Source organism: Streptomyces canus (assembly GCF_030816965.1).
Lineage (GTDB): Bacteria > Actinomycetota > Actinomycetes > Streptomycetales > Streptomycetaceae > Streptomyces > Streptomyces canus_E.
In genome coordinates this window covers 4,834,778-4,859,790 of record NZ_JAUSYQ010000002.1, presented here as the reverse complement: position 1 = coordinate 4,859,790, position 25,013 = coordinate 4,834,778, and the positions used below count along the sequence as shown (strand labels likewise).

Here is a 25,013-nt window from a genome sequence, read left to right as displayed (position 1 = left end):
GCGTGCCACCACCACGTCTGCTGCGCCGACTTATGTATCCCGCCGCCGCTCTCTCGGACTTTTTCGATCCTTTTTCACCTGGGGGTTTCGTGCGTACCCGAATACCAGCCCGATGGGCGCCGCTCGTAGTGGCCCTGTCCATGGCTTTGACCGTGCCGGTCGCTCTGACGCCCGTCGCGGCTGCCGCGACGGGCGGTGGCCTGGGCAAGCCCGCGGTGGCCGAACAGCGCGTGAGCAAAGTCCGCAAGGTCACCGGGTTGGGTGACAAGAAGGCCCGCGCCACGGTCGCCAAGGCGAAAGCGGCCAACGCCGCCCAGTCCAAGCGGGCAGCTGCGGAACAGAAGGCGTCGTGGCCCACCGCGGCCGAGGACACCGCGCAGATCCCGGACAGTGGGAAGGCCAAGGTCACCGCCGGGGGCCTGCCGGTGACGATCGCCCGGTCCGGCGCCAAGAGCGCCGCCTCGGGCCAGGCACGGGTACGCGTTCTGAGTCATGAGGCCGCCAAGGCGGCCGGTATCAAGGGGGTTCTGCTCACCGCGGATGCCGCCGATCCGGGCACGGCCGAGGTGAGTGTCGACTACTCGGCGTTCGCGTCGGCGTACGGCGGCGGCTGGTCCGGCCGTTTGCGGTTGGTCCAGCTTCCTGCGTGTGCCCTCACCACGCCGAAGAAGGCGGCGTGCCGGGTTGAGACCCCGCTCGATTCGCACAATGACATCTCCGGCCAGGCCGTCTCGGCCAAGGTAGGTCTCGCCCCCGCCTCGACCACGACAGCCACCAGCCTGCTGAGCACTTCGCAGACGGCAGCCGCGACGTCCTCGGCCACGGTCCTCGCATTGACCGCTGCCGCCGGGGAGTCCGCCTCGGGCGCGGGCAACTACGCAGCTTCCCCGCTGTCGTCGTCCTCGACCTGGGAGGCGGGCGGCTCCTCCGGCGCGTTCACCTGGTCGTACCCGCTGAGCACGCCCCCTGCCGCGGCAGGCCCTGCCCCGTCGCTGTCGCTGTCGTACGACTCCGGCAGCTCGGACGGCAAGACGGCGTCCACGAACAACCAGTCCACGCAGGTCGGCGAGGGCTTCAACCTCACGTCCTCCTACATCGACCGTTCCTACGGTGCCTGCGACAACGACGGCCAGGACGACAAGTACGACCAGTGCTGGAAGTACGACAATGCCTCGCTGGTCCTCAACGGCAAGTCCAGCGAGCTGATCAAGGACGACACCGACGGCAAGTGGCGGCTGAAGAACGACGACGCCTCCACCGTCACCCACTCCACCGGCGCCGAGAACGGCGACGACGACGGTGAGTACTGGACGGTGATCACGGGCGACGGCACGAAGTACGTCTTCGGCCTCAACAAGCTCACCGGTGCCGGCACCGAGCGGACCAACTCCGTATGGACCGTTCCGGTTTACGGCGACGACTTTGGTGATCCCGGCTACGACAAGGGTGACTCCTTCTCCGGCCGCTCCCTCACCCAAGCCTGGCGCTGGAACCTGGACTATGTCGTAGACCTGCGCGGTAACGCGATGACGTACTGGTACACCGCCGAGACCAACTACTACGCCAAGAACGGCGCCGCCACCGCCACCACCGCCTACACCCGGGGCGGCTACCTCTCCAAGATTCTTTACGGGCAGAACAAGGACACCCTGTTCAGCGGGGTCACCTCGGACAAAGTCACCTTCTCCTACGACGAGCGCTGCACCGCCGCCGACTGCTCCTCACTGACGGACTCCACCGCCGACAACTGGCCCGATGTCCCCTTTGACTCCGTCTGCAAGCAGGACGCCGACTGCGACGCCAAGAGTCCGTCCTTCTTCACCCGCAAGCGCTTGACCGGCATTGACACCTACGCCTGGTCTGCCGCATCCAGCGCCTTCACCGCCGTCGACTCCTGGACGCTCACCCAGAACTTCCTGGACGGCGGCGACCTGGCCGGGGACACCTCCGACCAGACGCTGGCATTGATGTCCATCCGGCACACCGGTAAGAACGGCACCGACATCGCTCTGGACCCAGTCACGTTCGACTACCAGATGCGCGCCAACCGGGTCGACTCCAACGACGACGACATCCTCCCGCTGACCCGCCCGCGCATCGAGACGGTGACGTCCGAGACCGGCGCGATCACCACCGTGACCCTGTCCGACCCGGAATGCGTGCGCGGCTCCAACATGCCGGCCGCCGAGGACAACGACACCAAAAGCTGCTACCCGACCTACTGGCACATCAACGGCGCCGCCGAGTCGTTGATCGACTGGTTCCACAAATACCGCGTGACCGCGGTCCTCTCCTCCGACCCGACCGGCAAGAACCTCGCGGTCGAGCACGCCTACACCTACTCCGGCCCGGCCTGGCACTACAACGACGACCCCATCACCCCCTCCGACGAGCGCACCTGGTCCATCTGGCGCGGCTACGGCAAGGTCACCGAGACCACCGGTATCTCCGGCGGCACCCAGTCCAAGACCGTGTCGCTCTACCTGCAGGGCATGAACGGCGACAAACAGAAGAACGGCACCACACGTACCGCCTCCGTCGCCGGCATCGACTTCACCGGCCTGGACGTGGCCGACCAGACCGACAGCGACCCCTACGCCGGCCAACTGCGCCAGCAGATCACCTACAACGGCTCGACACCCGTGGCGGTCACGGTCAACGATCCCTGGCTGAAGAAGACCGCCACCCAGCACAAGTCGTACGCCGACATCGAGGCGTACTACGTCCGCACCGCTAAGACCTACACCCACACCTACCTCACCGCCACGTCGAAGTGGCGCACCAGCGCCTCCTCAACCACCGCCTTCGACGACTACGGCATGCCGACCAAGGTCTACAACGAGGGCGACACTGCTGCCACCGGCGACGAGACCTGCACCCGCACCTGGTACGCCCGCAACGACACCCTCGGCATCAACTCCCTGGTTTCGCGCACCCGCACGGTCGGCCAGCCCTGCTCGGTCGCCGAAACCTCCCTGTCCCTACCGACCTCTACCGCCGCGCGCGGTGACGTCCTGGCCGACACTGCCACCGTCTACGACACCACCACCGCCACCACGTGGACCGCCTCCCAGACCCCCACCAAGGGCGAGGCGACCTGGACCGGCCGCGCCTCCGCCTACCCGGCCACCGCCACCAGCGGCGAGCGCGCCCCGAGCTCCTGGCAGACGCTCTCCAAGCTGACCTACGACACCCTCGGCCGCGTCGTGACGTCGACCGACGCCGCCAGCAACACCACGACCACGGTCTATACCCCCACCGGCGCCGGCCCACTGACCAAGACCAAGGTCACCAACCCCAAGTCCCAGAACGTCTACACCTACGCCGACTACGCCCGGGGCACGCCCACCAAGGTCTACGACGCCAACAACAAGATCACCGAGAGCACCTACGACGCGCTCGGCCGCAAGACAGCCACCTGGCTGCCCAACCGCTCCCGGTCGCTGGAACAGAGCGCCAACTACACCTACGCCTACTCCGTCTCCAACGACGCACCGTCCTGGACGTCCACCTCGACGCTCAAAGCCGACGGCACGTACAACACCACCTACACCGTCTACGACTCCCTGCTGCGCACCCTTCAGACGCAGTCCCCGACACCCGTCGGGGGCCAGCTGCTGACGGACACCCGCTACGACAGCCGGGGCCTGGCCTACGAGACATACGCCGACATCTTCGACTCCACGGCGACCCCGTCGGGCACCTACACCCGGGCGGAGTACGGCGAAGCACCCAAGCAGACCAAGATCGTCTTCGACGGCGCCGGGCGCCCCACCTCCAGCACCCTGCTCATCTACGGCGTTCAGAAATGGTCCACTACCAGCAGCTACACCGGTGACTCCAGCGCCACCACCGCCCCCTCAGGCGGCTCCGCGGTACGGACGATCACCGACGTGCAGGGCCGGCCGGTGGAGCGCCGCGAGTACGCCAGCACCTCCCCGGCCGACACCGGCTACGGGGCCACCGTCGGCGCCGCCTACACCCCCACTGCGTACACCTACACCCGCGACGGCAAACAAGCCACGATCACCGGCCCCGACAGCAAGTGGACCTACTCCTACGACCTCTTCGGCCGCCAGACCTCGAGCACCGACCCTGACAAGGGCACCGCCACCACCGGCTACACCAACCTCGACCAGACGTCCTGGACCAAGGACGGCGCGGGCCGCGTCACCGTCTACGCCTACGACAGCCTCGGCCGCACCACCGACACATGGAGCGCCGCCTCCACCGCCGACCTCACCTCCACGCTGGAGGAACAGGTCGACGCCAACAAGCTCACCCACTACGCCTACGACACCCTGGCCAAGGGACAGCCGGACTCCTCCACCCGCTATGTCGGCGGAGCCTCCGCGAGCGGCAGCGCCTACACCAAGCAGGTCACGGCCTACGACAACCTCTACCGCGCCACCACCACACAGGTAGTCCTGCCCGCTGGCGACGCCCTGGTCAAGTCCGGTGCAGTCCCGTCCTCGACCCTGTCCTTCTCGACGTACTACAACATCGACGGAACCCAGCAGTACACCTCCGAGCCCGCCGCCGGCGGCCTCACTGCCGAAACCATCGACACCGAGTACAACGGACTCGGTCTGCCCACCGCCGTCACCGGCACCACGGGATACCTCCTGGACGCCGGATACTCTGCCACTGGCCAGACCGCAGAGCTCACCCTGGGAACATCCGCCGCGGCCGGTATCTATAAGGCGTACATCAAAAACAAGTACGAGGAGGGCACGGACCGGCTGACCGAATCCAGGGTCACCGACCCGACCCATCAGCTGCAGAACCTCAATTACACCTACGACGACGCCGGCAACGTCACCGCGATCAGCGACGCCACCACCCAGAGCGGCACAGTTGTAGCGGACAACCAGTGCTTCGCCTACGACGGCTACCGCCGCCTGACCAATGCCTGGACCCCGTCCACTGCCGACTGCTCCACCAGCAAGCGCACCACCGCCAATCTCGGCGGCGCCAGCCCGTACTGGTCCTCCTACACCTACACCGACGCCGGCCTGCGGAAGACCGAGACCACCCACACCACCAGCGCCGACACCACCAAGACCTACTGCTACAGCGCCACCAAGCTCCACCAGCTCGCCGCCACCACGACCGGCAGCACCTGCACCGGCGTCGCCCCCACCTACGTCTACGACGACACCGGCAACACCACCACCCGCCTCGACGGCACCACCTCCCAGACCCTGGCCTGGGACAACGAAAGCCGCCTGAACAAGCTGGTGGAAGGCAGCAGCACCACCGGCTACGTCTACGACGCCGACGGCACCCTGCTCATCCGCCGCAACACCGCGGGCGAGACGGTCCTCTACCTCGGCGCCACCGAGGTCCACCTGGACACCAGCACCTCCACCACCAAGTACTGGGCCCAGCGCTACTACTCGGCCGGCTCCGCCGTCATCGCGGTCCGCAGCAACAAGTCCGGCACCTCGACTCTCTCCTACCTCGCTGCGGACCAGCACGGCACGTCCAGCCTCGCCCTGGACGCAACGACCCAGGCCATCACCAAGCGCTACACCACCCCCTTCGGAGCCTCCCGCAGCGGCGGCACCGGAACCTGGCCGGACGACAAGTCCTTCCTCGGCAAGAGCGCCGACTCCTCCTCCGGCCTCACCCACATCGGCGCCCGCGAATACGACCCCGTCCTCGCCCGGTTCATCAGCGTCGACCCGCTCCTGGAAACCGACAAACCACAGACCCTCAACGGCTACACCTACAGTTCCAACAACCCCGCCACCTTCTCCGACCCCACCGGCGAAGGACTCGCATGCGGCGACGGCTTCGACGTCGGCTGCGGCAACGGCGTCGTCACCCATGGGGACGGCAGCCTGTCCAAGAACGGCAATCCAACCGGCGGCGGAGTAGCACCCGGATGGAACACCGGCACCGCAACCTACACCAGCATTTTCACTAATAACATCGTCCCCGGCCTGCCCTTCCAGAACGCCCTGGCAAATACCTCCATAACGCACTTCAGCAGCGGCCAGGTATTTGACGAAAAGCGTTTCATGGCAGGAGTCGCATGGGCGCTCGGTGGCATTCTGAGAGAGCTCACAAAAGAGCCGGAACCCACCGTCATGTGCACCCCAGACCACTCCTATTGTGGAACTATCGAGACAAAAGGTGGAACCTTTGCCGGTGGGGGTGGACTTCTGGGTGGGGGCGGACTATCACCGCGCACGCCTGACGGGAAGTTTGCAAACGGGGAGCCAGGAACGGGCAGCCCTGCAGGAAAAGCACCGCGTACGCCTGATGGGAAATTTGCAAAGCGAAATGGCGAGCGAGGAACGGACGGCTCTCTCGATGAGCGAACCGTGATGGATCAGCTCGAATTGGACGGCGCTCCCATAATTCGTGGCCAGGTCTATGCAAGGGTTCCTGGTTTCCCGCTCCGGAAATATGACGGAGCGGTTCAGATTGGTGGACGCTGGCTTGGCGTGGAGGTGAAGGGGGGGTCATCGCCGCTGACTCCGCCGCAAAGGGCATTTGACCAATGGCTCAATAAGCCGGGGAACACGGTTACAATCACCGGGGGTCCCACCCTGGAGGGAACCTTCAACGCTTGGGTTCCCCACTGATTGGCTGGGGGCGGCCTGCGTCTGTAGGCTGCCCCCAGCAGTGCTCAGGAGCTTTTTCCTACAGGAGTGATCTAGTGAGCTTTGATCTTGGGTTTTGGTGGGAGGCGCAGCCGATTCCTCCTGCTGAAGCGGCTCGAAAGTACAGTGCGATGATCGCGGGCGAAGCTGGAGTTGTAAGCGAGCACCCCGCATTGGACCGGTTCTTCGGTGAGCTAATCAGCCGGTTTCCTGACCTGACCGAGGAGAATTTCGAAACCTCCCCGTGGGCGGCACCTCTATATCGAACTAGCGAATGCCTGATCGTCTCTATCTCGTACCCCCGACAGCCGGAAGCGTCTGAGTTTCTGCTGGAATTGGCTAGTGCGAGCGGGGTAACTTGTTACGACCCTCAATCCGAAAATGTGCATTTTCCGACAAGCGGGAACTCGGTAACCCTAGAATTTGCTGACGGTTCCGTAGTTCACAGTCCAAGCCGAGACGACGTAACTCGAGCATTGAATGGACTTTCCCCGGAAGATTGGTACCTGATTCTCGAGACCCGGCCAGGTTGGTTCATTCAGGTAGGGTTTGGTGCCGCCGCTGGAATTCCCGCTGGCTCCTACGTCTTGGAAGTCAGGGACGGGTCGGAAAATAAGCATTTTCGTGCCATGGTGACAGAACTTCCGCGCATCATCGATGCCTTCCACAGGTCTCTATCTGGAGATTCGGATTGGCGCGCCAACTTCCATTTCTCCCGTGTCTCCTACTGAAATACGGGACCGGCGTCAGGCAGCAGACTCACCCTCACGGCCTTCGTCTTGATCGGTGCACCTTGATCGGAGCACATGATCAGGCGAAGGCCGCTTCAATCACTGCACCCCCTGTGAACTGCGGACCTCCTGCACCACTGCCGAAACCGGCCGCAACCTGACCCTGCGCCCCAAGGCCGAACACGAGATCCTCCAGCAGGCCCGCACCGAGCAGGACACCGACCACTGGCGCCGCCGCTACGGACACCGCGCCGGCGTCGAGGGCACCATCTCTCAAGGCGTCCAGGCGTTCGGCCTGCCGATCCCGCTACCGCGGCCTCGCCAAAACCCGGCTGCAACACCACGTCACCGGCGCCGCCGTCAACCTCGCCCGCATCGATGCCTGGCTCACCGGCAGACCGCTCGCCCGCACCCGCATCTCACCCTTCGCAGCACTCCGCCCCGCTGGATGAGATCCAGCGGGGCGGAGTTACCAACAGCGTCTCACCCCCCGGCGGGGGCCTTCCGCATGCCCGCCGATCCTTGGAACCGGGAGAAAGCCGCAGGTCGGCTACCATCTCCGCCCGCCTCAGACGGATCACCAAGGAGCGGCCCTCATGTTCCACGGCTCGATACCCGCGCCCCTCCGCTCGATCATCTACGAGCACGCCGGGACCTGGCCCGGGGAAGACATCTACATCGGCTGCTCCGGGAACATGACCATCGAGCGTGTGCTGCACGCCCGTTTCGGTGATGAGCGGCGCGTCCACGGCAACGACATCCAGGCCTACAGTTGCGCCCTCGGCTGGTACCTCGCCGGAGACGAGCTCAACTACACCCTGCGCGAGGAGTACGAGGAGCCCCTGGGCTGGCTCAAGCCCTACCTGGAGGACCGCACCGACCTCCTCGCCACCCTCATGCTCGGCACCCGCTTCCTCCAGTACGTCGGAAAGGACGGCGCCTACTACCGGCGAATGATGGACGCGACCCAGGACCAGTGGCCGCGCATGCACGAGAAGACAGCAACCAAGCTCCGAGGCCTCCAAACGAAGCTGGGCTCCTTCTACGCCGGCGACGTCCGCGACTACCTGCGCGAGGCCGTGCCATCCAAAGCGCCGGTCGTGATGTTCCCGCCGTTCTACTGCCTCGCCCCCGAACACCGGCTGTTGACCGCAGACCTGCGGTGGGTGCCGTGCGGTGAACTGCGGGCCGGCGATCGCCTCATCGCCTTCGACGAGGAAGCACCCGAGGGGTACACGCATCGCCGCCTGCGCTGGTCGGAGATCGTCCGGTCCGAGCCCGCCATGAAGGAGTGCGTGCGCGTCGTCCTGGAGGACGGCACAGACATCGTCTGCACAGAGGACCACCCGTGGCTGGCCGACCGCCATAACCGACCCAGCCGCGTGCTCCGCAAGTGGGTGCGCGCTGACCGGCTGCTCGAAGAGGCGCCGTACGTCATCCGCCTCACGAACACGTGGGAGCCGGTCCGTACATACGAGTCCGGGTGGCTCGCGGGGATGTTCGACGGCGAGGGCTCGGTGTACCTCGGCAAGTCGGCGTCGAAGGTGGGCATCTCACAGCGGCCCGGCCTGGCCGCCGACCAGTTCGCTCTACGGTTGAAGGAACTCGGTTTCGACACCAGCGTGAGCCCGCGCCCCAGTGGCGTGAATGGGATCGACATAGCGGGCGGCTGGCCAGAGATGCTGCGCGCCCTCGGCACTCTGCGCCCCGAGCGCCTGGTCGCTCGCCTCCAGAAACTGGAGGTCGAGCGCCTCAGCGTCCGGTCGCGCGGCAACCCCCGGGTGAAGGTCGTCGCTGTCGAGCGGGTCGGCGTCCGCCCGATCCAGTCGATCATGACGACGACGGGCACGTACATCGGCGAAGGCTTCGCCATGCACAACAGCGGCGACTACCAGGCCCAGTTCGCGCCCATCGACGCCGCATTCAACTGGCCCGAGCCCACTTTCCGTGACCTGACCGAAGAGGGCAAAGAGGAGATCATCGCCCAGGTACAGGACCGGCCCAACTGGGTCCTCGGCCTGCACATCGAACGCCCCGAGCTGCGAGACAAGCTCGCCGGCGTCGTCCAGACCGCGAACCGCGGCCTCCCTATCTACGTGTACGCCGCCGCAGGCCCGCGCCGCATCGTCCGGCCTCACCAGCCGGTCGAGCCGATCCCCATGCCGAAGATCGCGCCTAACGAGGACCTCGGCGACCGCATGACGCTCCACATCCTCACCGGCGGCCAGTTCGCGGGCATCCGCTCCCAGTTCATGTCGAAGACGATCAAACCCGGCAGCCCGCTCATCGCCTGTGGTGTCGCCGTCGACGGCAAGCTGATCGGCGCGTTCGCCTACCTGCCGCCGAAGTTCGACCCGAACACCGCCTACCTGATGTCCGACTTCCCCGTGTCGTGGACCCGCTACCGGCGCCTTGCGAAGCTCATCGTCATGGCCGCGTCCACGAAGGAGGCGCAGCTCCTCATCCAGCGCTCGCTGTCCAAGCGGATCGACGGCTGGGCGACGACCGCGTTCACCGACCGGCCGAACTCGGCGAAGTACGGGCGCGGCATCCCCGGCGTGAAGCTCCAGAAACGCACCGAAGCGAGCAGCAAGGATCCCGGCGACGGCATCCACCGCTACCAGCTCCAGTACGGCGGTCCCCTCGGCGCCTACGACCTGAACGAAGCCCTGACCCTGTGGAAGACCAAGCACGGCAAGGACATGCGATGACGACCAGCACCAGCGACAAGCGCATCCGGCCCCGCCTCGTCCAGCGCGACCCCCGCGCCCTCACCCGCCTCGCCGTCAACGCGCACTACCAGACCAAGGAGGAATACGACCGGCTCGTCGCGAACGTCAGGGCCGACGGCTGCCTCACCAGCGTCCCCCTCATCTACGGGGCCGGCGAGTATGCCGAAGGATCCGAGCTGATCCTGTCCGGCAACCATCGCTGCGACGCGGCCGTGCAAGCCGAGCTCCAACAGATCACCTGCCTGCTCATCGACGACCCGCAGGAGAAAGATCAGCTCATCGCCCGGCAGCTGTCGCACAACGCCATCACCGGCAAGGACGACCCGGCCACCCTCCAGCAGCTCTACGACCAGATCGAAGACGTGGACTGGCGGGCCTACTCCGGCCTCGACGACGCACAGCTCCAGCTCCTCGCCGAAGTCAGCCCCGAAGGCCTCTCCGAAGCGAACCTCGACTTTGCCACCGTGAGCCTGATCTTCCTGCCCATGGAGCTGGAAGCCGCCCGCGAAGCCTTCGAGCAGGCCCGCCTCGGACAGAACGAAAGCTGGCTCGCCGCACGCGCCGACTACGAACAGACCCTGGACACGCTCGCCTCCACCCACGCCGCCCACAAGGTCGGCAACGTCGCCACCGCCCTCCACGCCATCCTGGCGATCGTCGAACGCCACCTCGACGAACTCCAAGAGGGCTACACCGCCCCGGACGGCACCCACCTGCACAGCGGCAACGTCGGCCTGGAGACCGTCCTCGGAGCCCGCACCCTGCCCGCCCCCGCGGCCGTCACCATCAACAAGGCCATCGCAGCCGCAGAAGGACGCGGAGAGATAGAGCAGGGGCAGGGCTGGCGTCTCCTCGAGCGCCTGGCAGGTGAGTACCTCTCCGGCCCCAACCACGTCCCCAGCGAAGCGGCATGAGCATCCGCCCACCCATCACCCTCGACCCCGGCCTGGACCCGTGGGAACGTCAGCCCACCGAAACCCCACACAAACACGGACAGTTCGTCACCTACCGAGACATCGGCAGGACCCGCACCCTGACCGAAGCCGCGCAAAGGCTGACTCTCGCGTACGGGCACGTGAGGAACCTCGCCGCCCAGTACCGGTGGCGAGAGCGCGTCGAGGCGTACGACCGGCACCTAGACCGGCAGTACGAGGCGATGTGGCTGGAGGAACGCCGGAAGGCGGCCGAGACCGACGCGAAGATCCTGGGCGCAGCGATCGGCAAGCTCGCCCAGCGGCTCGGCACCCTGCGCGCCGACGAGCTGTCGGCCGGCGACTTCATCCGGCTGATGGACGTCGCCATGCGCCACCGGCGCGTCCTGTTCGGCGATCCGACGGAGACGATCGCCGTCACCGGTGACGGATCGAACCCGCTCGCCCAGAAGTTCGCCGAGTTCGCGCAGATGCCGGCCGAGCAGCGGCGTGCTCGCCTCGCCGACCTGGCCGCCTCGGTGAACCAGCGGATCAAGGCCGTCGACGGCGGAGACGACGGGGACGAGGAGGCATAAGCCCGTGACGACGGCCGTGGACGAGCTGGAGCACCTGGACGACGAGGAGGTCTACCGGCAGCTGGAGGCGGCACGCCGGGCCATGAGCGCTGACCTGCTACGAGATCCGGTGACGCTCGCCCGCGGCCTCGACCGCCGGTTCCGGCTACGCCCACACCTGAAGCTCATCGGCGACTCCCTCGCCGAGGTGGGCCGGGGCGAGTACGACCGGCTGCTGATCCTGACCCCGCCCCAGGTCGGGAAGAGCACGACGGTCGCGGAGTGGTTTCCGTTCTGGTGGCTGTGCACCTACCCGGAGGACAAGGTCGCCGTCACCTCGTACGGCGACGACCTGGCGCTGCGGCGCGGCAAGAGGATCCGCGGCTACGTCGAGGACTTCGGCGACGAGTGGGAGCTGCGGATGAAACCCGGCTCCGGGGCGATGCAGGACTGGGAGATCACCAAGGGCGGCGGCTGCCGCTCCGTGTCCGTCGGTAAGGGCCTCACCGGCTTCGACGTGAACCTGCTGATCATCGACGACCCGCACAAGGACCGCGCCGACGCCGAATCCGAGGCCGCGCGGCGCGCCCTGCACGACTGGTACTCGTCGGCGGCCCTGTCCCGCCTCCAGCCCGACCGGAGCGCCGTGGTGGCGATCCAGACCCGCTGGCACCCGGACGACTTCGCCGGCCGCCGCATCCAGGAAGAGGGCCGCATCGAGGACGGCGGCCGGTGGAAGGTGATTCACCTCCCCGCGGTCGCCGACCCCAAGTTCGGGGACGACCCGCTCGGCCGTGAACCCGGGGAGCCGCTGCCCCACCCGAAGATCCCCACCCGTGCCGTCGCGCGACTGAAGGCGTGGTGGGCGCAGAAGAAGGCCACGTCGATCGTCCGTGACTGGCACGCCCTCTACCAGGGCGACCCCCAGCCCGGTGAAGGAGCGCTCGTGTCCGAGGACCTGCTGCGCCTGCTCCGCGACACCACCACCCCCGTGGAACCACAGAAGATCGCCGTCTCCATCGACCCCTCCGGCGGCGGCCGCGACGTCGCCGGCGTCATCGGCGGCTTCCTCGGCGACGACGGCCGCGTGTGGATCACCGACGACGTCTCCGCGCCCATGTCGTCGGCCGAGTGGTCGACGGCGGCCTGCCGCCTCGCCTACCGGACCAACGCGGCGATCATCTACGTCGAGTGGAACTTCGGCCGGGACATGTGTGTCCTGGCGATCCAGACGTCGTGGGAGGCGCTCCAGCGCGAGGGGGAGATCCCGAAGAACGTCCTCATGCCCGCCATCGCGCCCGTGCGCGCGAAGCAGGGCAAGCTGCTGCGGGCGGAGCCGATCGCCCAGCAGATGGTGCAGGACAAGGTCCGCTTCGGTGGCCTGTTCCCCGACATGGAACGCGAGTGGGCGACGTGGCAGCCCACCGACCCCGACAGCCCCGGCCGTATCGACGCGTCCTGCATCCTCGTGTACGGGCTGATCCCGGAAGCCAACGCGGGCGCCATCGTGCACGCCCCGCTCCCGCAGGCCCCTGAAGCTGGCGGAGCTGCCCGGAGCGGTCTACCGGGCGCCGTGCAGCAGAACCGGCCGGCGGCCCCGTACGGGCGCCGTATCGGCCGATGAAGGCGCTGCCGTGGCTGAGACGGCAGCGGCCCGGTACCGCTCTCTCTGTACCGGGCCGTCAGCCTGTGCAGTTATCGGCGGACGTTGATGACGATGCGGATGCCGGCGCCACTGACGCCGGCGCTCGCCAGGGCAGCCCCTAACGTGATCGAGCACGTGAGGCCGATGATGACGCCGCAGATGACGCTCGCGGTGCACAGAGCGAGTTGGGCCCACGCCAGAGCCGAGGAAGGCCGGGTAGGCATCTCCGGCTCTGGCAGGTGCGCAGGCTGCGGTGTCTCCGGGTTGGGTACCCGCAGTGGGGTACCGTCGGTAGTGGTCACGGTTTTGCTGCCCTCTCGTTTCTCGAATGGTGCGACCGTGGCACGGCAGGGAAGTTCTCGGTAAAAGGCTCTTCGCGGTGCCACCGAGCGCTTCCCTTTGTCGTTCCACAAATTCGCGGTCTCGTTTCCGAGCTTAGGTCATCCCCAGGTGTGAGAGGGGAGATATAAGGCTCTGACCTGCGGAAACGTGGATATCTGATCGCGGGAATCTGCAGTCGCTTCACGGAAATCTGCGATTTGACCGCAGCTTTATCGGGTTGTCGCAGGTCACAGATTTTGGGGTCTGCTCCGGCGTGGACAAAAAGAGATTTCCACCACACAGGCGTGCTGGCCCGAGTGGGCGGTAGGCAAGTGGCCTTCGTGCACCGACGGCTAGGTAGTGGCCGGGAGCCGCCCCCGCGTTCTCGAACTGGAGGAGCCGAAGGATGCGCACCTCGTCCTTCGCGAGGTGGCCCATCTTGTAGTGCTGGCAGGGTGGGCCGCCTGGAGGCACCTCGGGCACCTCAAGGCGGCCCCGTTCAGCGGTGCTCGAACCAGTAGACCGCCCCCGCGAACACGCCCGTCACGGACGCCTTAACCGCCAGCCGTACGAGTTCATCGCTCGCGGTGTCCAGCAGCCGGCGCGCACGCATCCGGGCTGGGCTCAGCCGCCTGTTCTGCGGCTTCTCACCGAGGGGCGGGCCCTCAAGGTGCTGGTCAGAGTTGCTTTGACAGTGGGAGCCCGTAGGCTCGTTTTCGGTGGGAATCGTGACCTCCTCAGGTCGTCGGTTCTTGCTGTCGAAGTCGGTGGCCTCCTGCTCGCAACAGGGGGCCGCCGCCGTTTTGGCGGCGGCGCCCGAAAGGCCGCCGAGAACTAGTCTGTAGTGCAGCACTGACAAAACCGGGGTACGTCCGGGGAGTGACTCGGTCGTTGCAGCGGGGCAGTTGAAGCCCTGCATCTTGTCTGGCGTGTCGTTTCTACGGCACGACCCTGACAAATGAGACGCCCAACTCCGCTTACGTGCAGGCCGGTGCGTCCGCGTTGTTTCACGTGAAACGTGCTCAGCGGCAACTGCCTTGATCGAAGGAGCAGTACAGCCGCTCGGCCTGCTGATAGTGGCACGCGCCGGACCGTCGGCCAATCTGGCCGTCCACAGGGGTCTGGGGACAATGCCCGTACCTCTGGGGACAGTTGAGTCTCAGCTGTGGACGAGCCCGGTACGAGCCTGTGGACGACGTGGCACGCAACACCAAAAGGTGGCTTTGACCAGCAGGCTTACCCGTCCCCAGCCTGTGAGGAAGAAAAAGTACGCAGTCGCCCCAGGATTGCTTCTTCAGGTGCCCGCTGCGCGCCCCCACCGTGGGTTTTCGTAAGTGATGAAGCGCCATTGCATCTCTTACCTGTGGATTGGAGTGCCTATGGCGTGTCGCGGTGGAGCTCGGCGGTGAACTTGGCGTCGCTGAAGATCCACGTCCACGACACGGGTGCAGATGCCCGTCTTGATGCGCTTGTCGAACTCGGCGACGCGCCAGTCCGCCCGGCTGCAGTCCCCGAGCCGTTGAGCTCGTAGTCGCCCTTGGGGGCTCGCATCTCGCTCCTGTCTGAGGCCTCCAAGTAGCACGCTCAGATGCCCTTGTTCGACGAGCCGCAAGAAGTCCCAGACGAGGAGTAGCGACAGGGCCGGGATGGCGCGCCTCCCCGTCTGGTGCTTCTGGTTGGGTCATTTTGACGCAACTCTCAGCCGTAGCTGAATCTGTTTGATTCGGCGAGTGGGTGGACCCTACGGCACCACTCGACATGGCGCAACATCTGCCGTATCTTGCGTCGATATGGAGCAACCGGACTGGATGTCGCGTGTCGGCACGGGGATCGCCCGGGAGATCCGACGCCACAGATTGGCTCGCGGTATGAGCGCGCAGCAGTTGTCGGACGCCTGCGAGGAGCTCGGCACTCCGATCCCTCGCACCGTGATCTCCAACATCGAGAACGGGCGGCGGACCAACATCTCGGTAGCGGAGACCGTGGCGCTTGCGCAGGCCCTAGGGGTGCCGCCCATCGCGCTGATCATTCCTGCCGGGTATGTGGAAGAAGTGGAGCATCTCCCTAATCGCTGGATCGATCCCATTCGCGCGGTCAATTGGTTCTCAGGCGTCATCACCATTCACCGGAGGTCGAGTCTCGACGGCCTACCCAAGGACGAATGGGCCCTGACCGTGGCCCGTACCCACCGCTGGCTGGAGAACCTGATCAGCGGCATCTACAAGGACATCAACGAAGACGCTAAGGGCTTGTGGGAGATGTCAGCTGTCGATGCCGAATCGCAAAAGGAACGCGCCTATCACCTGAAGCTTGAGTTGAAAGGGCTGAGGGAGGAAATGGTCAGACGTGGCCTAACGCCTCCGCGCACGTATCTGCAGGTCGACGACCTTGAGGTGCCCGCAGATTCCGAGAAGGCCAGTTCATACTGGACGTACAAGGCAGAGATTCCGCCCTTCTGAGACTGGGAGCCAGGATGCCCGCGTCCCGCGGCGCTGGTGTCCAAGCGACAGGAGTGTCGAGGTTCGGCGTCTGTGTTGATGGTGGGCATGTGACGCCCTCGATCTCGCGCAGGGCACCCTCGGCCAGCCGCAAGCACGGCTGACACCGCCTGCCCCTCGTAGTCCTGCGCACTACGCACGTAGTGCTGCGCAGTATCCTTACCGCCGTTTCTTGACCTGGGGATCTTCACCGGAGGCGGTTCGTGATTTCTCTGCCCGTGCTCGCAGTGCTTGGCTTCGCCGCGTACCGCGCGACTCAGCTCGGCGTCCATGACACGATCCTCGACCCGGCGCGGGAGCGGCTCGCCGCCTGGCAGGCGAACAACCTCGACTCCAAGCCGCGCTCCTTCCTGATCCAGCTGATCAGCTGCGTGTACTGCCTCGGCTGGTGGCTGTCCGGGATCACGCTCCTCGTGTACCTCCTCGCCACCGACAGCTGGGACCAGGCCCCGTGGATCGTCCACGGCATCGAGTGGTTCTCCATCGCTGGAGTGCAAGCACTGCTCAACCGCCGCGACGACACGTTCAGCGGGTGACCTGTGCCCCGTCAGCTCACCGCGGCAGCCTCCCGCTACAGCGTCAAGACCACCAAGAGCAGGGCCAGCAGAAGCGACTCCTCATGGCAGCAAGAGGCGTGGAAGCACTTCAAGGACGTCCCCGAAGTGCGGTTCGCTGGAACGTGGGTCGGCAACGCCATGGGCGGCGCCACCCTGTACGCCGGGCGCCGTGCCGACGACGGCACCATCGAACGCGCCCCCGACAACCACCCGGCCAGTGAGATCGTCCGGGAGATCGCAGGCGGCCCCGACGGGCAGTCCCAGCTCCTCGGCGACTTCGGCCCCCACCTCGTCGTAGCCGGGGAAGGCTGGATTGTCGTCCGGCCCACCGTCGACAAGACCGACAACGTCGACGGCTACGACTGGCGGGTCCTGTCCACCCGCGAGGTGAAGCAGCAGAGCGGCGGGAAGATGACCGTCGAGATCGACGGCGAAGACATACCGATCCCGCCGTACGACCCGGACGCCGAACCCGATCCGATGGCACCCATCGCGATCCGCGTGTGGAAGCCGTCCCCCGACCGGCACATCGAAGCCGACAGTCCCGTCCGCTCCAGCCTCGTCCTCCTCGAAGAACTCCAGCTCCTCAACGCGGCCGTCGCCGCCATCGCCCGCTCCCGCATCACCGGCAGGGGTGTGTTGCTCGTCCCCAAGGGCACCAGGTTCCCCACCTCGCCCGGCACGGCCGGCGACGCAGAGGACGACCTGCTGGAAGTGTTCCTCGAGGTCGCCTCCACCGCGATCCGTGAACCGGACAGCGCGGCGGCGACGGTGCCGATCATCTTGGAAGTGCCCGCCGAGGTGATCAGCGACATCAAGTGGATGTCGTTCGAGTCGAACTTCGACGAACTCGCCCTGCGGTTGCGGGACGAGGCGATCCGCCGCTTCGCCAACGGCTTGGAAGTCCCCGCCGAGATCTTGTTGGGTCTCTCTGAGGCGAACCACTGGTCCGCCTGGGCGATTTCCGCCGAGGCTGTTCGTCTCGGTGTCGAGCCGCGTCTCGCGCTCGTCGCGTTCGCCCTGACCACCCAGTGGCTCCGCCCCCTCCTTGAGGACCAGGGCCTGGAGGACGCCGACGAGTGGCTCGTCTGGTACGACACGAGCCAGCTCCGCGTCCAGGCCAACCGCGCCCAGACCGCCCTCGAAGCGTTCCAGGCCGGCCTGATCTCCGCCGCTGCCGCCCGCCGTGAGACCGGCTTCGACGAAGCCGACGCCCCCACCGCGGCCGAGACCGCAGCGCGTAAGACCACCACCGACGACCCCGACGACACCGAGGGCAACGCCGAAGAGGAGACGCCGAGCAACGTGACGACCCTGCCCGTGGGAGAGACCACCAGCATCCCCGACACCCTTCCCGCCTCGGCCGCCCACCCTGAACGCGTCCTGGCCGCCGTCGACGGGCTGATCTGGGCCGCCCTCCAGGCCGCGGGGGAGCGCCTGCGGAACAAGCCGGCCTGCCCCCGCTCCGAACGCGCCCGCGCCCGCGACATCGTGCCTGCCGAGCTGCACACCGTGTTCCCGGTAGAGCCGGACATGATCGACGCCTGGCACCTCTTCGACGGGGCGTGGGTGCGCGTCCCAGAGATCGCCTCCCGCTACGGCCTCAACCCGGAATGTCTCACCGGCGTCCTCGACGACTACGCGCGAGCGCTGTTCGCGGCCCGGCACCCGCACACGTACGAGGACACCGTGCGGGTGCTGCGCGCCCCGTGCATCTCCGAGGCCGCATGAACTCCCGGGAGGCGCACGTCACCGTCACCGTGGCCACCAGCCGGCCACGGCCGAAGTGGTGCCCGGACTGCAAGGCGAACAGTGCCCTCGCCGTCGACGTGCACGCGCTCTTCCCGACCGGAGTGACGTACATCAGCACCGTCGCCGTCTGCGAGTTCTGCGACGACCCCGACGCCCCGGAGGTGAACCGTGGCTGACCTGCTCGATGCGCTCACCGCGGCGGAACAGACCGTCGCCGACGAGGGGCGCGCCGTCCTGGACGAGGTCGCCGCCGAGATAGCGGCCGAACTCGCCGATGCGAGCGAGATCGTCGCCGCCCGGTTCTCCCTCGCCCAGATCGGCCGCATGTGGACGTCCCGGATGCCGCGCCTCGTGCGCCGCCTCCTCGGTGTCGCCGAAACGGCCGGCCAGCAGGCGGCGAGCGACGTCGACGCGGAACTCCCCGACGGCTGGGACGACTTGCCAGGCCGCCACGACCGTGGTGACGGTCTCCCCGCCTCCCTCGGCTCCTACGTCACCGACACCGAGCACCTTCTACGGGCCGTGGGTGACCGGTTGACCGAGGCTGCCGTCACCGAGCTGGGCGCCGGCCTCGATGCCGGGGAGGATGTTGAGGCGCTGCGGGCCCGGCTGCGTGAGGTGTTCTCCCGTGAGGGCGCCCAGCTCGGCGAGATGCGGGAGGAGCGCATCGCGCGCACCGAGTCCACCCGCGCGTGGAACGCCGCCACCCTGGCAGCCGCCGAAGACCTCACCGGTGAGGGGCGCCCGCTGGTCAAGCAGTGGCAGACCCGCCGCGATAGCCGTGTCCGTGATGCCCACGACGACGTAGACGGGCAACTCCGCCTCCTCGGTGAAGCCTTCACCGTCAGCGGTGTCGCCATGGCGTATCCCGGCGACCCGGCCGCGCCGCCGCAGCTTACCGTGAACTGCCGGTGCGTCCTGCGACTTGCAGCAGAACAGCAGGCGTCGGCCTACGAATCTCAGGAACCGTCACCGGCTGCATTTGCAGATCCACGGAATTCGAGGGATGAGGCGGCCGCAGCGGATGGGAGTCACCTCATTGGCGGCATGATCGCGCTCCTGCCCCGGGACGAAGACGCACGGTTCCTCGCCCTGCCCGACGGGGAGGACGCCGGCGAACTCCACTGCACGCTGTGGTTCCTCGGCGACGACGTCTCCCAGTGGACCGACGACCAGCGCAACGAACTTGTCGAAGACGTGCGCGCCCAGGCTGCCGCCCTGTCAGGTCCCGTCGTCGCCCGCGCGTTCGGCGTGAACCACTGGAATCCCGACTCCGACAACCCGGCCTGGGTGTGGGCCGTCGGCGACGACGGTGACCACGACGGCCCCGGCCTGTACGACGCGCGCTCTCTCGCCGTGCAGGCCCTCGAAGGCACCCACGACCGGCCCGAGACGCCCGTCCAGCACACGCCCTGGGTCGCCCATGTCACCGGCGCCTACGGGGCCGACACGTGGCCGTTCGAGGCGATGTGTGAGCGGCTCGGCGCGATCACCTTCGACCGGATCCGCCTCGCCTTCGCGGGCGACCACTACGACATTCCGCTCGGCCCCGCAGAGGAGGAACCCCCCATGGCCACACCCGTGCAGGCGGAAACGGAAACCCCACCGCCGCCACCCGTCCGTACGTGGTCGACACCCGACGGTGCCGCGCTCGCCTACGAGGACGAGCAGACCGGCGACGGCCGGGTCTTCACCCCGAACGCCCTGTTCTGGGACAGCGGCGGCCCGTGGCCGCTCCAGTACGCGGAAGCGATGGGCCAGGGCCACAACGGTGCCGAACTCGCCGGAGCGATCCAGACGCTCGGCCGGGCCGGTAACCGCATCACCGGCACCGGCGTGCTCTACATGACACAGCCCGCCGGATTCGACGCCGCGATGCTCCTCGACCAGGAAGCGCCACTCGGAGTGTCCGTCGACCTGGACGACGTGGATGTGCAGCTCGTCGACACCACACCCCAGCCCGAAGACGACGAGGCCGAACCGGCATTCCTGGAAGCGTCGTTCGCGTCAGCGAGCGTCATGCGCCTCGCAGACGGCGCGTGGATGATCACCGCCCGCTCCCGCGCCGAATGGACCGCCTCCGGCGTCGAGATGGCACACAGCGCCCGCTCCGTCATGCTGTTCACCAGCCCCGGCGGCACCATCACCGGCGCGACCGCCCGCCGCGTGTTCGGCGACCAGATCACCGCGGCCGCCGGCGACTCCGACCCGGGCGACGGCGTCGTCTTCCACGAGGAGAAGTCCGGCGACTACCTCGTACGGATCACCCGGGCCCGGCTGCGCGGCGCAACTCTCGTGTCGATGCCCGCCTACGACAAGGCCCGTATCGTCCTCGACCCGCCCGACGAACAGACCGCGTCCGCGCCCGTGCTGGTGGCGTCCTCCAGCGACGGCCACGAGCGCGTCGTCACCTATGTGCGTACCTCGCCGACACCGGTTGGCCCGCGCCACCTGTCCAACAAGCTCGGCATGAGCCTCGACCAGGTCCACGCCCACCTCAACCGCGCCCTGGAGGTCGGCAGCCTGGTACGGATCGCCCGAGGCCTCTACGTAGGCGCGTCCACCCTCCCCGAAGGCCCGATCACGGCCGCCGCGCCCGACGACACGGAACCCGCCCCGCTCTCAGCGGATGAGGCGACGGCCGCCGCAGCCCTGGATGCCCTGTACGAGGAGCGGGGCGCCGATATCGTCGCCTCCGCCTGGCAGGTGATGCAGACCGAAGATCCGATGCCCGCCGCCTGGTTCCGTGAGCCGACCCCCGAGGAGCTGCCGCCGGGTAGCGGCGGCGTCCACATCGTCGGCGGCCGCGCGTACGGCTGGGTCGCACAGCGCGGTGTGCCGCACGCCGCGCACGGCCGGAAGGTCACCATCGAGAAGCTCGCCCAGCGCGGCCTGGACTTCAGTCACTTCCTGCGGACACAGTTCCGGCTCGACGACGGCAGCGAGGTCCGTGCGGGTGCGATGACGATGAACGTCGGCCACCACCGCGACGGCTACGAGTGCGAGACCGCGTCCTGCCAGTTCGACGACTCCCGCACCGTCGCAGCCGTCGTCACCGTCGGCATGAACGAGGGCGGCCTCTGGTTCTCCGGTGCCGCCGCCCCATGGCTGTCCCCCTGGGATCGCACCGTGTTCCAGGCGTGCCAGCCCAGCTACCACATGACGCGGGGCGGAGACGGCCGCTGGCAGCTCAAGGCGGTCCTCTCGGTGCCCGTACCCGGGCACTCGTCGCCGCTCACCGCGGCCGCCGTCGTCGACCGGTCGAACCTCGCGCTCACCGCCGCCGCGGCCGTCATCGACGAGACCACCGTCACCGCCAGCGAGCCCCTTGTCAGCGAGCCGGAACCCGAGCCCGAGCATGCACCCGCCCGCGACGAGGCCCCGGCACCGTACGTCGGCGAGATCACGGCTGCGCTCCTGGAGCCCGCATTCCTCGACCAGTTCGCCGACGCCCTCAAGACCCGCGAGGAACAGCGTGCCGTCGCCGCGCGCGCCGAACTCGCCGAACTCACCGCCCGGCTCGCACCCCTCCGCGCCGAGCTCGCTGCCACTGCTGCCCCGCAGCCGGAAAGGAACTGACCATGCCGTGCTCGTGCCAGAAGAACAAGACGCAGTACGAGGTCGTCGACGCCGACGGGAAGCGCGTGTTCGGGCCCACCCCGTACAAGACGACCGCCGACGCCATGGCCGCGCGCGGCGACGGCCGCGAAGTCCGCGAAGTGGCCAAGAAGTAGCGAAGGGGAGAGCCCCATGGGATGTGGCTGCGGCAGCAACCGCAAACGGTCCCCGAACGTAGGCCCCGCCCGCCCCTCCAGGACCACATATCAGGTGGTCATGGACGGCGGTAACGGCCGCGTCGCCTTCACCACCAGCAACGAGCCCTTGGCGAACAGCGTCTCCCGCAGCTACGCCGGGAGCATCGTGCGCCCGCTCGGCGCTGTCACAACGCCCTCGGAGACTTAAGCCCATTGGCGCCCAGGCCGATTCGGGCGGCCGAGCAGGAGGATGGGCTGCACAGTCGCACTGTGCAGCCCATCGCGATTTGAAGGCCGGCCCCACAGGTGCACCACTACCTCGGGGAGGGCCCAGGTCACGCTGCCCGAAGCAGCCTGCTGAAGAAATCGGTAAGTATCGAACGGGCGTGCTCTCGCTTCTCGAGCTCGTCATGACCAAAGCGGTAGACGTGATAGCCCAGAAGCTTCAGTTCGCGGTCCCCGGCCATAGTTTCTGCGTATTTGCGAGGGTTGGGAACCGTGCCTCGGTTGTCCGTGAAGTGCTGGCTTCCGTCGACCTCGAGTACGACGCGTTTACGGCCGGGCATCAGCAGCAGGAAGTCCATCCGGATGTGTTGCTGGGCGCGCTCACGGCGCTGCTTGACCGTCTGGTGATCCCAGTGCAGCCATACCTCGGGCAGCAAGGCGGGAAGATCGTCGAGCTCGTGCTGATAGATGTTGTAGTACAGCCAGTACAGGTTGTCCTGACCACTTGATTCCTTGGGCAGGCTGGCCCGCATGCGGTCGAACAGCGACGACCGGGCATGTCCGGTGTCGGTGATGTCGTGCTTTTCCTGCCACCAGCTCATGAGGTCACGCCAGCGGAGGCCGTCGTTGCCGATGACGCGGTTGTACACGAGGATCTCGTCGGCTTGCTCGGCGTGTTCGATGACCTCCAAGTCACCGTCCAGGACGCTGCTGACCCTGATGTCCGGCTTAACCAGGGTGGCGAAGATGACCTGCCGGGGCCGACGGGATGACGCCTGTCCGACGTTGATCAATTCGAATAGCGGGTAACCGTCGTGTTCTCCGACTGCTTGAAGTTGTGCGCCCACTCGTAGCAGGTGCTCATTGGCCATTTCGGTGAAGCGCCGCTGTGCTGGCTCCTCAGGCAGCGTTGAAGGCGCCGCCAACGCCTCCAGGAAGCGCGCGAAACGTGGATGCGGTGCCTCGAAACAGCCAAGCTGTTCGAAGAGGTATTCGGCGTCCCAGTCATCGTGCCCGATCACATGCCGGATGATCTTCGCGCGCAGGCTCTTGTCGGGCCCGCCCCAGCCGGCCAGAGGATCGTCGTCCAAGATCCAGAAGGCGTCGAGCGTCTTGAGGAAGCGTTCCGAGTGACGAGCGTGATCCTCAAGGGCAAACGACGCGGCCAGTTCACGTCTGGTCCGACCTGGGATCTCGACGCAACTACTCTCTTGCCACAGCACGTCTTGCAAGGCGTTGCGATGGGCTGCGGCGACGGGCTGGCTGGCCAGGACAGCGTGCGCGATCGCCGGAAGGGCTTCGCCTTTGCAGGCGCTCAAGCTGGCAGTCAGGCGCTTGTGCTTAGAGATCTCGCGGTTCGTGTGGGGATCTATACGTGGTGGAGGCGCAGGCATGCTGAGGCTTTCACACAGTGCTGGGATGTCGTCATGGCGGAAAACCTCGTATCGAGAGACAACTGCCTCGTCGATCAGCCTCCGAAGACTGTCCACGTCCATCTGCACTCCCATCCCGCGATGACGGTTCACTTCGAAAGCCGGCCGCCTGCGGAACCGAGCCCCCCATGCAGCGTTTCCAGCAGAACCGGTTTCTACTACCCAGATGGAGCGCCAACCTGACAGCAAGGCACGGCAGTTGCTACCGGTGGAGGCGGCATCCAAGAGTGCGAGGGGTCGGTGTCCTGTCCGTGTTGCGTACCGGTATCTGCCTGGTGGGAGCAGCGTCCGAGAAGACCACGGCGCGGTGAAAGTCTGGTGAAGCCACTACGACGTCGGTGACAGGGCGGATCGCATCCCAGGGGAAGGTTCCCAGCTTCTTCCAGGTACCCGGGGCCGCGTTGAGCCGGAGAGCGAAGTAGAGATCCAGCACGAAGCACACCACCCTTCGGCTCTTGCCCTGCCGTTCGGCCAAGTCGAGCTTTTGCTGAACGTCTGTTCTCTTCCCATCCGGGCTCGCCCGGAGTAGACCCGCGATCTCGTGAGCCAGGTCATGCAGCCCCTGGGAGAGCAGGCTCTCGGTCACACTGACGACCACGTTCCCGGTCCGGGAAGCCATTAGCCCCTCGTCATCCACGTAGGCGTCGAAGGGCGCGGTGCATGCGACCTGACAGAAGGTGCAAATGTGGCCGCCCGATCCGGCGGGGCAGCGGCGACCACCGCATCCATGAGCGTGGGTTGTGTGGATACCGGCCCGCTCCATAGAACGCACTGCTTCCAGGACCGAGTCCAACCGGTCGGTGCGAGTACGGGCGGGCACCTCGATCACCCACGGGAGGGTCAGTCCGAACTCGGCCGGATCCCCATCGAGTGGTCCAGGGTGGCGCCTGTTCCAGGAGGAGAAGTTCCTGAGCGCGGACGAGTTCACGACCGAAACGACCTCAACGGCCACATCCTCCCCCGCGAAGTCGTAGCGGCCGTTATGAGGATCCTCGGAACTGGGCGGGATGTGCATGGCTCCGCAGCCGAAGCACCTGTCGTAGGGATAGATGGGGCCGAACAGCCTGCGGCACGTCCAGAAAGCGAACTGCTCCGAAACCTGTTTCTGCACAGCCCAAAACTTCCTTCCCGCTGCGTAGTTGTCGTCGGCTCATCATGCGTCGAAGAGCGCTCGAGGACCTCGGCATCGCACTCATGGGCCGCATGCTGGGGAGAGCAATCGAGCAGGTGTGAGGTCACCCTTGAGCAGGGCGCGGCGGGTTAC

The 25,013-nt window shown here is 66.8% G+C and carries 14 protein-coding genes and 1 pseudogene; 13 read left to right on the top strand and 2 right to left on the bottom strand.

Annotation, left to right across the window (positions count from 1 at the left end):
* The first annotated feature begins 140 nt into the window (after positions 1 to 140).
* From QF027_RS23245 to QF027_RS23185, 13 genes and pseudogenes are all read left to right on the top strand, one after another.
* Positions 141 to 6,596 (top strand): RHS repeat-associated core domain-containing protein, encoded by a 6,456-nt coding sequence (locus tag QF027_RS23245; protein WP_373432428.1) that lies wholly within the window; start codon positions 141 to 143, stop codon positions 6,594 to 6,596.
* A gap of 74 nt (positions 6,597 to 6,670) precedes the next feature.
* Positions 6,671 to 7,345 carry a hypothetical protein gene (locus tag QF027_RS23240; protein ID WP_307076794.1) on the top strand — a complete coding sequence of 225 codons (675 nt, stop codon included), beginning with the start codon at positions 6,671 to 6,673 and terminating at the stop codon, positions 7,343 to 7,345.
* A 91-nt stretch (positions 7,346 to 7,436) separates the two neighbouring features.
* A pseudogene (locus tag QF027_RS23235) lies at positions 7,437 to 7,797 on the top strand (transposase); the annotation flags it as partial.
* A gap of 144 nt (positions 7,798 to 7,941) precedes the next feature.
* A complete protein-coding gene (locus QF027_RS23230; RefSeq protein WP_307076792.1) occupies positions 7,942 to 10,056 on the top strand; it encodes a putative antirestriction adenine methyltransferase in 2,115 nt (704 codons plus the stop codon).
* Positions 10,053 to 10,991 (top strand): hypothetical protein, encoded by a 939-nt coding sequence (locus QF027_RS23225; protein WP_307076790.1) that lies wholly within the window; start codon positions 10,053 to 10,055, stop codon positions 10,989 to 10,991. The genes QF027_RS23230 and QF027_RS23225 overlap by 4 nt, the downstream gene beginning before the upstream one ends.
* Positions 10,988 to 11,584 carry a hypothetical protein gene (locus QF027_RS23220; RefSeq protein WP_307076788.1) on the top strand — a complete coding sequence of 199 codons (597 nt, stop codon included), beginning with the start codon at positions 10,988 to 10,990 and terminating at the stop codon, positions 11,582 to 11,584. The genes QF027_RS23225 and QF027_RS23220 overlap by 4 nt, the downstream gene beginning before the upstream one ends.
* 4 nt (positions 11,585 to 11,588) lie before the next feature.
* A complete protein-coding gene (locus QF027_RS23215) occupies positions 11,589 to 13,187 on the top strand; it encodes a terminase large subunit domain-containing protein (RefSeq protein ID WP_307076786.1) in 1,599 nt (532 codons plus the stop codon).
* A 2,132-nt stretch (positions 13,188 to 15,319) separates the two neighbouring features.
* Positions 15,320 to 15,988 carry a helix-turn-helix domain-containing protein gene (locus QF027_RS23210; protein WP_307076784.1) on the top strand — a complete coding sequence of 223 codons (669 nt, stop codon included), beginning with the start codon at positions 15,320 to 15,322 and terminating at the stop codon, positions 15,986 to 15,988.
* Positions 15,989 to 16,245: 257 nt separating this feature from the next.
* Positions 16,246 to 16,563, top strand: coding sequence for a DUF1360 domain-containing protein (locus QF027_RS23205; protein ID WP_307076782.1), 318 nt, complete (start codon positions 16,246 to 16,248; stop codon positions 16,561 to 16,563).
* 3 nt (positions 16,564 to 16,566) lie between these two features.
* On the top strand, positions 16,567 to 18,315 hold the full coding sequence (locus QF027_RS23200) for a hypothetical protein (RefSeq protein ID WP_307076780.1): 1,749 nt from the start codon (positions 16,567 to 16,569) through the stop codon (positions 18,313 to 18,315).
* Positions 18,312 to 18,512: a hypothetical protein gene (locus QF027_RS23195; RefSeq protein ID WP_307076779.1), complete on the top strand. Its 201-nt coding sequence runs from the start codon at positions 18,312 to 18,314 to the stop codon at positions 18,510 to 18,512. The genes QF027_RS23200 and QF027_RS23195 overlap by 4 nt, the downstream gene beginning before the upstream one ends.
* Positions 18,505 to 21,915 carry a phage minor head protein gene (locus QF027_RS23190; RefSeq protein WP_307076777.1) on the top strand — a complete coding sequence of 1,137 codons (3,411 nt, stop codon included), beginning with the start codon at positions 18,505 to 18,507 and terminating at the stop codon, positions 21,913 to 21,915. The genes QF027_RS23195 and QF027_RS23190 overlap by 8 nt, the downstream gene beginning before the upstream one ends.
* Positions 21,916 to 21,917: 2 nt before the next feature.
* Complete coding sequence (locus tag QF027_RS23185) at positions 21,918 to 22,070, top strand: hypothetical protein (RefSeq protein ID WP_307076775.1); 153 nt, start codon at positions 21,918 to 21,920, stop codon at positions 22,068 to 22,070.
* A 356-nt stretch (positions 22,071 to 22,426) separates the two neighbouring features.
* Here the strand turns inward: QF027_RS23185 and QF027_RS23180 are convergent, their stop codons facing one another.
* Positions 22,427 to 23,812, bottom strand: coding sequence for an AbiJ-related protein (locus QF027_RS23180; RefSeq protein ID WP_307076773.1), 1,386 nt, complete (start codon positions 23,810 to 23,812; stop codon positions 22,427 to 22,429).
* 139 nt (positions 23,813 to 23,951) lie between these two features.
* Positions 23,952 to 24,860 carry a hypothetical protein gene (locus QF027_RS23175; RefSeq protein WP_307076771.1) on the bottom strand — a complete coding sequence of 303 codons (909 nt, stop codon included), beginning with the start codon at positions 24,858 to 24,860 and terminating at the stop codon, positions 23,952 to 23,954.
* Positions 24,861 to 25,013: the final 153 nt, after the last annotated feature.

What these genes read in the sequence shown, in the direction of transcription:
- QF027_RS23245 (WP_373432428.1), top strand. Translation starts at nt 141, where the DNA reads ATGGCTTTGACCGTGCCGGTCGCTCTGACGCCCGTCGCGGCTGCCGCG.
- QF027_RS23230 (WP_307076792.1), top strand. Translation starts at nt 7,942, where the DNA reads ATGTTCCACGGCTCGATACCCGCGCCCCTCCGCTCGATCATCTACGAG.
- QF027_RS23225 (WP_307076790.1), top strand. Translation starts at nt 10,053, where the DNA reads ATGACGACCAGCACCAGCGACAAGCGCATCCGGCCCCGCCTCGTCCAG.
- QF027_RS23220 (WP_307076788.1), top strand. Translation starts at nt 10,988, where the DNA reads ATGAGCATCCGCCCACCCATCACCCTCGACCCCGGCCTGGACCCGTGG.
- QF027_RS23210 (WP_307076784.1), top strand. Translation starts at nt 15,320, where the DNA reads ATGGAGCAACCGGACTGGATGTCGCGTGTCGGCACGGGGATCGCCCGG.
- QF027_RS23195 (WP_307076779.1), top strand. Translation starts at nt 18,312, where the DNA reads ATGAACTCCCGGGAGGCGCACGTCACCGTCACCGTGGCCACCAGCCGG.
- QF027_RS23185 (WP_307076775.1), top strand. Translation starts at nt 21,918, where the DNA reads ATGCCGTGCTCGTGCCAGAAGAACAAGACGCAGTACGAGGTCGTCGAC.
- QF027_RS23180 (WP_307076773.1), bottom strand. Translation starts at nt 23,812, where the DNA reads ATGGACGTGGACAGTCTTCGGAGGCTGATCGACGAGGCAGTTGTCTCT.